Genomic DNA, 12,933 nt, shown 5'->3' with positions numbered 1-12,933 from the left:
AAGCCGCTCCAGGCGGCTTCTTTATGGGTTTCGCGCGACTCAACGAAAGGCGGCAAAACCAAGGATGGTGCGGACGAAGAGACTCGAACTCTTACAGCTTGCGCCGCTGGAACCTAAATCCAGTGTGTCTACCAATTTCACCACGTCCGCGTGGAGCACTTAAAGCAAAGGCGCCAGATTATACAATCAAGGCGCCTTCGAGAATATGGGGTGGACGATGGGAATCGAACCCACGACAACTGGAATCACAATCCAGCGCTCTACCAACTGAGCTACGCCCACCATATTGCGGTATTGCGTCAAAACATCACTTGCTGTGCCAAAGCTGCCTAATGGCGCACCCGGCAGGACTCGAACCTGCGACCATCCGCTTAGAAGGCGGATGCTCTATCCAGCTGAGCTACGGGCGCATATTCAATCTGCTTTCTGTTACGATTGCAAATCAACTTTCAGCCGTACCGAACAAGCTAGCAAATCCACTCATTCTGCCTGACCTTGCTAACCAGTGCTAGGCTCTGCCCGACAAGTGCGACGAATGTTATAGACGAGCCGGAAGGTCGTCAACACTTTTTTCAAAAAAATTTAGTTTATTTAAGGGGTTAGGGGATTTGGCCGACCACCCGCCTTTGCCCTCGGGCCGTGTCGTGCGAGAATGCGCCCTCTTTTATGTTCCCTTCTCGATGGTTAATCACGCGTCTATGACTGCACACCTAATCGATGGCAAGGCGATCGCCGCCAACCTGCGCCAGCAGATCGCTCAACGTGTCGTGGAGCGTCGCCAGCAGGGCCTGCGTACCCCAGGCCTGGCGGTGATCCTGGTCGGTACCGACCCTGCTTCCCAAGTCTATGTTTCGCACAAGCGCAAGGACTGCGAAGAGGTCGGCTTCATTTCCCAGGCTTTCGACCTGCCCAGCGAGACTTCGCAGCAAGCCCTGACCGACCTGATCGACCGCCTCAACGACGATCCGGCCGTCGACGGCATTCTCCTGCAATTGCCACTTCCGGAGCATCTGGATGCCTCGCTGCTGCTCGAACGCATCCGCCCAGATAAAGACGTCGACGGTTTCCACCCCTACAACATCGGCCGCCTGGCCCAGCGCATTCCGCTTCTGCGCCCCTGCACGCCAAAAGGCATCATGACCCTGCTGCAAAGCACCGGTCAGGACCTGTACGGCATGAACGCTGTAATCGTCGGCGCCTCCAACATCGTCGGTCGCCCGATGGCCATGGAGTTGCTGCTGGCCGGCTGCACCGTCACCGTCTGCCACCGCTTCACCCAAGACCTGCCTGGCCACGTAGGCCGTGCTGACCTGGTGGTAGTCGCCGCCGGCAAACCGGGCCTGGTCAAGGGCGAATGGATCAAGGAAGGTGCGATCGTCATCGACGTCGGCATCAACCGCCAGGAAGATGGCAAGCTGGTGGGCGACGTGGTCTTCGAGACCGCCCTGCCCCGCGCCGGCTGGATCACGCCTGTACCGGGCGGCGTAGGCCCGATGACCCGTGCCTGCCTGCTGGAAAACACGCTTTACGCGGCAGAAGAACTGCACAAGTAGTTCGCCCTCTGTACCAACGGCACCTCTCGAGGTGCCGTTTTTCTTTCCGGGCTCGACCGGTCCGCGGTACTTATCTAACCCTTGCGCTCCCTCGCATCGCCCTAGGCTCGCCGCTTCTGATACCAGAGGTACCGCCATGAGCCTATCGCACTTCAGCTTCATAGACGCCCGCCTGCCAGGCTGGCTGAAATCAGCTACCCCAGCCCAACGCCAACGACTTGAACAACACATACGCCAGAGCCATCAGGCCACCCGCGCCCTGGATCGGGCACTTAAACAAGTGCAGCCCATCGACGCCTTCTGCCGTCCGTTGCTCAACGATGCCATGTCCCACTGGTACCCCGACCGAGAGCTGCCCGCGCCTGACCAAGGGTGGCTCTGGAACAACGCCGAAAAGCGCGATATGTCGTGGCTCGAAGCGGCCCTGCAGAACTTCGACAGCGACACATCAGTGACGCTGTATCTTTCCAAGAACGCCCCCGGCCCGATGACCGTGGACAGCACATTGTTCGTGAAAGGCGCCCGGAACCTGGACCTGGGACAACGCTACCGCAATCATCTGGGCGAACATGTCGATACCCCAGTGTTTCGCAGCCTGGTACTTCAGCAGGATCGCACAGCCTTCGAAGCCGATACGACAATGGCCGAGCTGCAAAAGCATCTCGATAGCCGAGGCCGGATGCTGGCAGATGCCGCGCTGGCAGGCGAATCATTCCTGCTTCACAGCGATGGCAAACCCTGGCCACTGGAATGCGGATACCTGGAGCTGTGCGGGACGCCTTTGTATGGCCCCTTGCTGATCCGCCAGCAGCCCATCGGGGGTGTCGAACCGTGTCTGCTGTATTTGCCTGGTCACCCACGCCAGCCACTGCGTCAATATGGCTCGCTGCGAGCAGCAGGCAAGGCGCTGACTCGACTGCTGCGCAAAGACAACGAGCGGCGCTTCTTCATGCGTTATGTCGCCCATGCCGAGCAACCTGGATTGGCGACCCAACTACGCCAGACCTTGTTTCCGCGATATCCCTACAAAGATCTGCAAACGGTCACGCCGGTACTTGAAGAGGGTCACTCCTTCAACTGGCTCAAGCGCCTGTTCCCCGCTCCGCGCGACCTATGGCAGCCGACATTAGACAAGAACGCCCGCTTGCCGCTTGCGTTCAAGCAATGGCCTGACGAATGTTTCAGCGCCCGCGCACGGACCCGGGTCGAGCTCATGCTACGCAACGCCGCCGACATCGCCGTGCCGGTCGCCCAGCGAGACGCCGCAGCCCAACTGGCCCGCATCGAAGGCTGGCTAGGGGTCGGTTTGTCGGTACTGAACATGGCCGGCTTTTTTGTTCCCGGGCTCGCCGAGGTCATGCTAGTGATTGGTGGCGCGCAACTGGTCGATGAGTTTCTCGAAGGCGTACATGCGGCAAACGAGTCAGATGCCGATGCGGCCATCGGTCATCTGTTCTCGGTCGTGGAGAACCTTCTTCAGGTAGCGGCGCTTGGCGCTGCCGGGCAGTTCATCGAGCCCAAAGGCACCCTGCACGCTTGGTCCCGCATCGGCCAGGGCGATCAGCAACGTCTTTGGCAGGGCAATCTGGAGCCGTTTGCACGTACTTCCCCTCCACAATTGCCGCCCAGCCTTGACCCCTACCTCTTCCAAGGCCGTCATTGGATCACGCTGGACGGCCGGCACTACCCGGTCGAGGCCACTCCAGAGGGCGGTTGGCGACTGTGCGCAGCCAAGGGACATCGCCATCAACCTTCACTGCTGGGCAATGGCGAAGGGACCTGGCTGCTGGACCACGAGCGACCTTTGGCTTGGGACGAGGACACCCTGTTGCGCCGACTCGGCCCGGCCATCGACAACCTGGACACCTCGACACTCCGACAGGCCCTGCGCTGCAGTGGCTATGAAACGGCCGACTTACGCCAGACCTTGGTCGAGCACCGCCCGCTGCCTGCGTTGCTGCTGGAGAGTCTGGAAGCCTTCGGCGCCGCTATCGAGCCGAGACCAGCTGTCTTTACCCAGGAGGATGCGCTCCTCGCCCAGGACTTTCCTTCACTGAGCCCGACACTGCGTCGGGAAATTCTGGCCCAGGCCCGGCCCCGTGACTTGAGCCAGATGCAGCGCACTGGCCGGATACCGCTCAATGTGTCCGAAACCGCTCGCCTTTACCTGCGTGCGTCACGCATCAACCGCGCGCTGGTGGCCTTTCATCAGGCCAGCGACAGTCTCGACGATCGCGATGCATTGGTGTTCGGTGCGCTGCAACGGCTCTGCGGATGGTCTGGCCAAGTACATCTCGAGCTGCGCGAAGGTCGTCTGGGCGGTTCACTGCTGGAGACGACAGGTGCAGCACAAGCTCCACTCAAGACCCTCGTACGCCGCGGCGATGGCTATGAGCCGTTCGACGAGGACGGCCAGAGCCTGGCCAACCGAGACAACCTATTCCGAGCAATCCTCCAGGCCCTCCCCGACAGCGAACGCGAAAATCTGGGCCTGCAGATCCATGAGTCGGAGACTTTGCGCGACCGACTTTTCGATCTGGCAACCGCAGACCGGGAGCAGGCCGCCCGTGACCTTGGCATGCAGCCTGTCCGCCCCTGGTACCGTCTGCCCACCCGACTGCCGGGCAGCCCTCGCCTTGGCTATGCCTTGAGTGGTCGTGGCCGGGGCTGGTTGACCGCTGATGAGCAGTTCGATCAATTGTTCCCTTCCAACCTGGACAATGATCGGGAAACACTACGCGCCCGGCTGCGTGAACAGACCGGTCACGACCCCATCGCCTTCAACCGCCTGATGCAGAATCTGCGTGACCAATACCGACAACTGGATAGCACCTTGCAAGGCTGGGTTCATGACACCGACGGCATCGCCGCCGATGAAGCCCAGGAACGCCAGACTGCGCGCCAAGCCACGGCCGAACGCATCCGCCGGGCGTGGCGGCGAGAAAACAACGACGCCAATGGGAGCCTCGACGAGGTCATCCTGAGCATCGACGCAGAGTACCTGGGCGCCTTGCCATCCCTGCCGATACAACTGCCACAGGTTCGCCAGCTGAACGTAACCGGCTTGTGGCGGGGCGGTACCGACAGCTTGGGCGCATTCCTTGCCGCCTTTCCCCAGGTTCGCGAACTGGAGCTCAGCGAAAACGGCTTGTACACGCTGCCAGAGCAATTGGGCGGGCTGACGGACGTCCAGTTGCTGGACCTCTCGGAGAACAACCTCGACCTGTCCATTGATGCCAACCTGTCCATCCTGGGCCGACTGACCAAGCTGCGCGCCCTGAACTTGAGCAGCGCTATTGGAGACCTACCGGTAGCCGCGCTAGAGCAGCTCGCGCAACTGCCCAACCTGATGGGGCTGCAGGCCGAAATGAACGAGCTGTTGCTCGGCGCCGAGCACTTCCAGGCGCTGCAACGCTGGCCCGCACTGATCGAACTGAGCCTTGGCCACAACGACATCACCCTGGATAACGCAAGCCGTGCAGCCTTGGCGCAGTTGAGCCGGTTACGCATCTTGTTCCTGCAGGAAAATCCCTTGGATCTTGCGCCAGACATCACCGGCTGGACGCATCTGGAACGGTTGGACCTGGAGCAGACCGGCATTGCTGAATGGCCAGCTGGCATCGAAGCGTTGCTCTGGCAGCGACCGTTGACCCTGCGCGCCGTGGACCTGAGCAACAATCAGTTGCACGACGCACCTGACCTTCGCGATAGCGCGTTCGCTGCGGCGGTCAGAGCAGGTGAAGACGAGATGTACCATGCCTTTCAGAACAATCCCTTCAGTGAGCAGGCCCTGCAACGACTCAACGATGCCGGCCTGCCAACCGCTGCGCGGGTCGATCATTTGGATTGGCTTGCCGCAGTGCCGCAAGCCGTCGGCAATCATGTCGCGGCCACATTGCAGGAGCCTGAGTGGCGACCGCTGTATGAGCTCTTTCGACGTGTCGAAGACACCCGGGACTATCAAGCCAGCCCGAACGCCATGCGTCGACGCATGCAGGTCATCGTCGAGCGGTTATCTGCCCAGGAAGGCGACAATCTCTGGGGCCAGGCCCAAGTCCATGAACGCATCATCGACCTGATCAACGAAGCCGCTCACGGCTGCGTCGACCAGGCCAGCCTGCTGTTCCAGCAAGTCGAGACGCAGGTCCTGGTATGGCAGCAGTCGCTCAACGCCGCCCCAGGGGATGCCAGCGACAAGGTGGCCATTTCCATTTGCCGCTCACTGCTGCGCCAACAGCTGCTGGACGAGCGCATCAGTGACCTCTATGACGCACGGGTTGCCAGGCGCAAGGCGCTCATTGCGGGACGCTCCGCCGACGAGACGCCCCTGCACGCTGCAGACGATATCAGTGACACGCAATTGCGCGAACCCACCTTTCTACTCGACGAACTGGAAATGGCGCTGCATGCCAGGATGCGATTACGCGAGCGCCTGGACCTCCCTCCACAACCCGGCGAGATCAGTTTCGACTACCTTGCACAGCTGAGCCCGGCCACGCTGGACCAACTCGCTCAGATGATCACGACCCAAGCGGATATTCCTCGACTGGTCCAATGGGCCGACGAGCAACCGTTCTGGCGAGATTGGATCAAGCACTTGCGCCACCAGGCATTCGAACATCTGGCCAACGAATGGGATGGTGCCAGCGCCTATTTCGACACGCTCAGCGAACCAGGCGAAGTCAGCACCTACACAGGTCCCCAGGTACCCCCGAGCTTCATCGATGCGCTGGAGCGTGAACGCCCAGACATTGCCTGGCGGCAAAACGGCGCGGTCCAACGTATCGACTTGGTCTCCAGCCGCTATCGCGACGAAGGCGCCCTTTATAACCGCGCAGCCCAACTGCTGCTGCAAACGCGTAGGGGTGCCGACACGGCATTGATTCGCCAACTTACCGAGACCCTGGCCAAGACGTATTTGGCCTGACGACAACCGGTGGAGTGCCGGCGCACTCCACCGGTGCCCTTCAAACCCCCGAGTTAGAGCTATGGGCGCCGAAAAGCGCCAACTGGTCAGACCGGTAAGGCCAAAAAATCTTGCAAAAGGGCTTTTTTCGCGGTTTTATGATCCCGCACTGACCATACCGGTAAGACCACAATAATTAAGTCCTGCGCTCTTTCGCCGTCGCCGGCACCGAAGCAAGGACACCGATCAGAGATCCCTCCCATGCTCAAATGGTGCTCGCGTTCGATCTTCCTCCAAGTCGTGCTAGGCCTCGCCCTTGGCATCGCTTGTGGCCTCAGCTTCCCCGAAGTGTCCCTGCAGCTAAAACCCTTGGGTGACGGCTTCATCAAACTGATCAAGATGCTCATCGGTCTGATCGTCTTCTGCGTGGTGGTCAGCGGCATCTCCGGCGCGGGCGATCTGAAGAAGGTCGGACGCATTGGCCTGAAGTCAGTGATCTACTTCGAAGTGCTCACTACCATCGCCTTGGTGATCGGCCTGGTATTCGCCTTCACCAGCGGTATCGGCAGCGGCGCGAACATCCATCTGGAGCAGTTGTCCAGTGCCGACGCCGCCAGCCTGGCCGAACGCGGCCAGCACATCCATGGCGCCACGGCCTTCTTCATGGATTTGATCCCGACCTCGGTGATCGGCGCCTTCGCGGACAACAACATCCTTCAAGTCTTGCTGTTCTCGGTACTGTTCGGCAGCGCCCTGAATCTGGTGGGCGAATCCGCCTCCGGCATATCGCGGCTGATCAACGAACTCAGCCATGTGGTGTTCCGCATCATGGGCATGATCGTGCGCCTGGCACCGCTGGGCGTGTTCGGCGCCATCGCCTTCACCACCAGCAAGTACGGTCTGGAATCGCTGCAGCACTTGGGCGGCCTGGTCGCGCTGTTCTACCTCACCTGTGCAGGCTTCGTGCTGATCATCCTCGGCACCGTAATGCGCCTGTCGGGCCTGAAACTGCTGCCGTTCATCAAGTACCTGCGTGAAGAGCTGACCATCGTGCTGGGCACCGCCTCCTCCGACGCCGTGCTGCCGCAGATCATGCGCAAGCTCGAACACTTGGGTATCGGCAGCTCCACTGTAGGTCTGGTGATCCCTACCGGGTATTCCTTCAACCTCGATGGTTTTTCCATCTACCTGACCCTGGCAATCGTGTTCATCGCCAACGCCACGGGCACGCCGCTGGCCATGACCGACCTGCTGACCATTCTGCTGGTATCGCTGGTGACGTCAAAAGGCGCACACGGCATCCCAGGCTCAGCGTTGGTGATCCTCGCCGCCACCCTCACCGCGGTACCGGCCATTCCTGTGGTGGGCTTGGTGCTGGTGCTGGCGGTGGACTGGTTCATGGGCATTGGCCGGGCATTGACCAACCTGATCGGCAACTGCGTCGCTACCGTGGCCATCGCCCGCTGGGAGCGAGACATCGACCTGGAGCGTGTCAACAACGTGCTGGCCGGTAAGCCGGGCTTCGCCCCGACCCCGCGCAAGCAACCCCCTCATGCACACCAGCAGGAATTCTGAAAACCGCAGCGGCCGGCACTGAGCCGGCCGCCAGGAGACATGATGCAACTAGGGAGCGAACCGTGATCAGCTCATCAACCGTCGTCAACTCAGTGGTGGAGAAACTCCGCCAGGCCCTGGCCAGCGGTCAGTGGCGCACTGGCGAAATGTTACCCGGCCAGCGCGAGCTGGCCGAACAGCTGGGCATCAGCCGTCCCAGCCTGCGCGAAGCCGTGACCGTGCTGGAAACCCTAGGCCTGGTGCGCTCGATGCCAGGCAAAGGCGTGCTGGTACTCGATGCCGAGGCCGCCGGACAAGAGCCGGCCAGCGACACCGTGGCAGCCGCAAGCCTGGCCGATGTGCTGGAGCTGCGCTACACCCTCGAGCCTTTTATCGTCGGTCTGGTCGCCCAGTCGGCCAACAGCCAGGACATCGGCCAACTGCGCCTGACCCTGATGGATATGCGCGAGGCATTGGAAGCCGGCGACAGCGAAGCCGGTGTCAACGCCTACATCGCCTTCCACGAGGCGTTGTTCGGCCTGACCACCAACCCGATCTTCCAGAGTGTGGTGCAGCAGACCGGCAATGCGCTCAAGCAGAGCACAGAAATGCTGCGCAACTCTCCGGAGCACCTGGCCGCACGACTGACTGAAAATGAAGCGGTGGTACGTGCCATCCGTGACAAGAATAGCGCCCAGGCCAGTGCCCAGATGCGCCGGCATATCCTCGAAGAAGGCCAGCGCATGGGCATCGAGCTGAACATTCCCGACGAACACCCGGGTCAATGACCCAAGGAGCGACCATGACTGCCTGCGCCCACGCCGCCCCTCGCCTGCCAGCCCTGCTCGCCAACGGAGAAACCCGTCTTTCGGCCGAGCAGATCTATCCACGTCTGTTCGATGCCATCCTCGAGCAGCGACTGCCGCCCGGCAGCGCCCTCCCCGAGCAGGCACTGGGCAATGCCTTCGGCGTTAGCCGCACGGTGATCCGCCGGGTGCTCGGGCGCCTGTCCGACCAGCAGGTGGTGGTGCAGCGCCCCAGCCATACCGCCCACCTGGCCACCCCCGATCCCCAGCAGGCGCGCCAGGTCCTCAGCGCCCGGCGTCTGGCCGAAACCACGCTGATCAGCCTGGCCACCCAGCGCGCCCGGCCCACGCAGATACGCCAATTACGTCAACTGGTCGAGCGCGAGCGCCTGCACCATGAACGCGGCGAGCGCTGCACGGCGATCCGCCTGGGCGGCGAATTCCACCTCAAGCTTGCGCAGATGGCCGCCAACGCACCGCTGGCGCGCTTTCTCAACGGCCTGGTGCCCATGACCTCGCTGATCATCGCCCGCTATGAGTTGCCCTGCTGCGAGCACTGCGCCTGGCAGGAGCACGCCGCGATCATCGATGCCGTGGAAAACGGCGATATCGATGCCGCCCTGGCCCTGATGAATGAACACCTGGACCATCTGGAAGCCAAGCTTGACCTGGGCGCCCCAGCCTGACACCAGCCCTTCTTCTCCCGCCGCTCGTACAGCGCGAGTGGCGATCGCTGTGGGAGCGGGCTCACCCACGGATGCGGTAGAGGCCGCTTCGCGGGTAGACCCGCTCCCCTCCTTGCAGGGCTGCACGATGGACTGCACAGCGGCCCCTGGTTGCCCCTGCCTATACTTCTGTGACAACCCTGCCTTTTCCCCAGGAAGGCCAGCCGCGTGAACACGCGTACCCTGCTCCTGCTGTCGTGCCTACTGCTGACCTTCGCCGGGTGCGCGGTCAAGCGCCCCCCTGCCCCGCCACCGCCTGTAACCATGACGCCGGCCCTGTGGCAACGGATCGACCAGGAACTGATCGAAGCCTCGGTGGCCGCTACCGGCTCGGCCAACGACTATGCAAGGCGTTCGATGCGGGTCTGGAAAGACCAAGTGCAACGACGCACCGAAAGCGATTTCATCCCTTGGTTCACCGGCTACTGGACGCAGCAATGGCTGACGCTCAAAGTCGCCTGGTACAAGATGAACAGCGGCAATGGTGCCGAGCCGCCCGAACGGCGCCTGGCGATGTACCTGCAGGAGCAGTACCACAAGCGGGTGATAGAACCGGTCGCCGAACAGATCAACCCCGAGGGGATCCGCGACCGCGCCAGCGAGTTGTACCTGCAGCTGTTCGGCCAGCAACTGCCGACCATCATCCAGCGCTACAACGCGCCGCCCGACCAGGTCAGCCAGCGGCTCAACCGCATTAAGATCATCGCCCTGGGACCACCGGCTGCCCGCGATGCCACCCTCTATCAACTGCTCAGGGCCCAATCCTTGGCTCAGCAACCTGCCTGGCAGGCGCTGCGCCAGCACTTGCACCAACAAGCGGCCAAAGCGCCTGGGCAAACCGAGGCCGGGTTGTCCTCGGTGGCAAACCGGGCCAGCGAGAAACTCGGCGCCACCCTGGCGCCGCGAGGTATCGCCAGTGCCGTCGCCGCGGCCGTGGGCAAGGCAGCCGGGACCTTGATTTCCCTGGCCGCGGCCGGCTATGGAATGGTCACCCACGACCAGGAGCACCCGCAGATGGTCGAACAACTGCGGGTGATATTGAATGTGGCGCTGAACGAGGAATGGCAGGATCTGATGGAGAATCGCCAGAGCGGCGCAATGTCTGGTGTGTACTACCTGTCCGGCCAAGTCGAGGACAGCCTGCTGGCCAGCGCCCCGAAGCCGCAAGAACAACAACTGCAGCAAGCGCCGGTGCAAGAGCAGGAGCCCCTGCTGATTCGATTGCCGCCCTGACGCAATCGTCGCTCAAGCAGTCGCCATCGCCGAGGTCGGTAACCCGAATACCCGATCGAAGGCCCAGTTGTAGGCAAAGGTGTAGCACGGGATGAGGATGATGAAGGCCAGGTCCACCAGGAAGGCCTCGAGCAAAGTCATGTCCAGCCACCAAGCGATGAGCGGGATCAGGTACACGATCAGCGTCAACTGGAAACCGACGGCATGGGCGATGCGCCGTGCCACACTGCGGCCGCGTTTGGCCTGGCGGCTTTCCCACCACTCGAACAGGGTATTGAAAATCAGGTTCCAGATCATCGCGATGGTGGTGATCATCACCGCCAACGGCCCGGTGTGGCTGGCCTGGGTATCGGAAAGGTAGGCCAGCCCCAGGGTCGACATGCACAGGCCGATCAGTTCATAGAAGGTCACATAGACCAGTTTTCGTTTGAATCCTTGCACGGTTTTCTACCCCTGGTGAATCACGAAGTGGCCAAAGGATGAATCAATCGACTTGACAGTAAAAGTCGGCAGCTTTCAGATTTACTGATAGGAGGCTGCCTATGAATTTTTCCAGCGACAACATCCAGCTGTTTCTCGCCGTGCTCGATCGCGGCTCCTTCTCGGCCGCCGCCCGAGCTTTGCAGCGCGTCCCATCGGCGGTGAGCATGGCCATTGGCAATCTTGAGGCGGAGCTGGGCTACCCCTTGTTCGAGCGGGGTGCCCGCGAAGCACGTCCCACCGCGCAGGCCCGTGCCCTGGAGCCCCATGCGCGGTTGATCGCCGAGCAGTTGGGGTTGTTGCAAGCCCATGCGCTGGAATTGTCCCAAGGGTTGGAGAGCCGCCTGGCCATCGCCGTGGTGCCGAACATCGACCAGCGTCGATTGCTCACCGCCATCGCCACCTTGAGCGAGCGCTATCCCCTGCTGGACATCGAACTGCTTGCCGCTCCCCAAGAAGAAGCGTTGCACCTGCTCGATAGCGGCCGGGTCAGCCTGTGCATGGCCTTCGCCGGATTGCAGGTCGACCCTCGCCGCAGCTTCCAGCACGTTGCGGTGGAGCCTTTGGTCGCCTCCTTGGCCCCGCACCATCCGGCGTTGCGCAGTGGGCGCATCCACAATCTGGAGGACCTGTTCGATGTGCGCCAGATACTGGTGTGCAGCCGCGATCTGCCGTTGTCCGACCCGCGCTCGCTGATCAGTGCAACCCATTGGCGCTGTAACAGCCTCGACCTGGCCATGCAGATCGTCGAAGCCGGCCTTGGCTGGGGGGACTTTCCGTTGGCGCGCGCCGCCCCGTTGTTCGCAGCCGGCCGGTTGGTGCGCCTGGATTTTCGCAACACCCAGAACGCCCTGGAACTGCCAGTGCGGGTGTTCTGGCTCAAGCAACAGCCCCTGGGCCAGGCGGCGCGCATTCTGGTGGAGCTTTTGGCGACACGCTGAGTGCGGCCATGTTCTGCGCGATTCGTCGGCTCTACGACGTATGGTTCATCAATTTTTGTAGGAACCGGCCGATACCGAGGTGACAGGTACCGCCCATCGCGCCAAAAGCGTGCGGCGTCCTCCCTTCATTGGTCCAAGGTCTCGAAACATGAACCTGAAATTCCGCCACAAGATCCTGCTCAGCGCCTGCGCCGTGGTCGTCCTGGCATTTGCCCTGTTCACCCTCTACAACGACTACCTGCAACGCAACATCATCCGCCAGAACATCGAGTCGTCTGTTCGCCAGGCCGGCGCACAGACTGCCAGCAGCGTGCAGAACTGGATGTCCGGACGCATCCTGGTACTGGAAAACCTGGCCCAGGACATCGCCCAGCAGGGCGCCGGCGAAACACTGCCCGGCCTGGTCGACCAGCCTTCCTACACCAATAACTTCCAGTTCACCTACTTCGGTCAGAACAACGGCGTGTTCACCCAGCGTCCGGACGCCAAGATGCCCGACGGCTACGACCCGCGCCAACGGCCTTGGTATAGCGCCGCGGTGGCCGCCAACCAGACCATGCTGACCCCGCCCTACCAGGCGTCCGTCGGCGGTCTGGTGGTCACCATCGCGATGCCGGTCAAGGCCAAGAGCACCGGCGAGCTGCTGGGTGTGGTCGGCGGTGACCTGAGCCTCAACACCCTGGTGGACATCATCAACGCCGTGGACTTCGGCGGCATCGGCCACGCCTTCCTCGC

Annotated in this window: 9 protein-coding genes and 3 tRNA genes; 8 read left to right on the top strand and 4 right to left on the bottom strand. The window is 62.0% G+C overall.

The genetic code is table 11. The features are described 5' to 3' along the window. Positions 1 to 65: 65 nt before the first annotated feature. The 3 genes from HMPREF3173_RS14120 to HMPREF3173_RS14110 form a co-directional block, all read right to left on the bottom strand. A tRNA-Leu gene (locus tag HMPREF3173_RS14120) sits at positions 66 to 150 on the bottom strand. A 56-nt stretch (positions 151 to 206) separates the two neighbouring features. After that, a tRNA-His gene (locus HMPREF3173_RS14115) sits at positions 207 to 282 on the bottom strand. A 51-nt stretch (positions 283 to 333) separates the two neighbouring features. Continuing rightward, a tRNA-Arg gene (locus HMPREF3173_RS14110) sits at positions 334 to 410 on the bottom strand. A gap of 288 nt (positions 411 to 698) precedes the next feature. Between HMPREF3173_RS14110 and folD the strand changes: the two genes are divergently transcribed. The 6 genes from folD (at position 699) to HMPREF3173_RS14080 (ending at position 10,777) form a co-directional block, all read left to right on the top strand. Continuing rightward, positions 699 to 1,553, top strand: a complete 855-nt coding sequence (folD, locus tag HMPREF3173_RS14105) for a bifunctional methylenetetrahydrofolate dehydrogenase/methenyltetrahydrofolate cyclohydrolase FolD (RefSeq protein ID WP_043213476.1) — start codon at positions 699 to 701, stop codon at positions 1,551 to 1,553. Between the two features lie 136 nt (positions 1,554 to 1,689). After that, positions 1,690 to 6,480 (top strand): NEL-type E3 ubiquitin ligase domain-containing protein, encoded by a 4,791-nt coding sequence (locus HMPREF3173_RS14100; protein ID WP_070573984.1) that lies wholly within the window; start codon positions 1,690 to 1,692, stop codon positions 6,478 to 6,480. Between the two features lie 240 nt (positions 6,481 to 6,720). Further along, positions 6,721 to 8,034 carry a C4-dicarboxylate transporter DctA gene (locus HMPREF3173_RS14095; RefSeq protein ID WP_070573982.1) on the top strand — a complete coding sequence of 438 codons (1,314 nt, stop codon included), beginning with the start codon at positions 6,721 to 6,723 and terminating at the stop codon, positions 8,032 to 8,034. 62 nt (positions 8,035 to 8,096) lie between these two features. Then, entirely contained in the window at positions 8,097 to 8,801 is a 705-nt protein-coding gene (locus HMPREF3173_RS14090; protein WP_070573979.1) for a FadR/GntR family transcriptional regulator, read from the top strand. Between the two features lie 14 nt (positions 8,802 to 8,815). Next, positions 8,816 to 9,505: a GntR family transcriptional regulator gene (locus HMPREF3173_RS14085; RefSeq protein ID WP_070573977.1), complete on the top strand. Its 690-nt coding sequence runs from the start codon at positions 8,816 to 8,818 to the stop codon at positions 9,503 to 9,505. A gap of 207 nt (positions 9,506 to 9,712) precedes the next feature. Continuing rightward, positions 9,713 to 10,777 (top strand): hypothetical protein, encoded by a 1,065-nt coding sequence (locus HMPREF3173_RS14080; protein ID WP_070573975.1) that lies wholly within the window; start codon positions 9,713 to 9,715, stop codon positions 10,775 to 10,777. A gap of 12 nt (positions 10,778 to 10,789) precedes the next feature. Here the strand turns inward: HMPREF3173_RS14080 and HMPREF3173_RS14075 are convergent, their stop codons facing one another. Further along, positions 10,790 to 11,218 (bottom strand): PACE efflux transporter, encoded by a 429-nt coding sequence (locus HMPREF3173_RS14075; protein ID WP_070573973.1) that lies wholly within the window; start codon positions 11,216 to 11,218, stop codon positions 10,790 to 10,792. 101 nt (positions 11,219 to 11,319) lie between these two features. Here HMPREF3173_RS14075 and HMPREF3173_RS14070 point away from each other — a divergent pair, with 101 nt between their 5' ends. Beyond that, on the top strand, positions 11,320 to 12,198 hold the full coding sequence (locus HMPREF3173_RS14070; RefSeq protein WP_043213461.1) for a LysR family transcriptional regulator: 879 nt from the start codon (positions 11,320 to 11,322) through the stop codon (positions 12,196 to 12,198). Between the two features lie 148 nt (positions 12,199 to 12,346). After that, positions 12,347 to 12,933 (top strand): cache domain-containing protein (locus HMPREF3173_RS14065; protein WP_177343698.1); only part of this gene is annotated, 587 nt, incomplete at its 3' end.

It is taken from the genome of Pseudomonas sp. HMSC08G10, assembly GCF_001808425.1.
Taxonomy (GTDB): Bacteria; Pseudomonadota; Gammaproteobacteria; order Pseudomonadales; family Pseudomonadaceae; genus Aquipseudomonas; species Aquipseudomonas guariconensis.
Note: the sequence above shows the minus strand (reverse complement) of the source record. Positions and strands in the feature narration are given on the sequence as shown.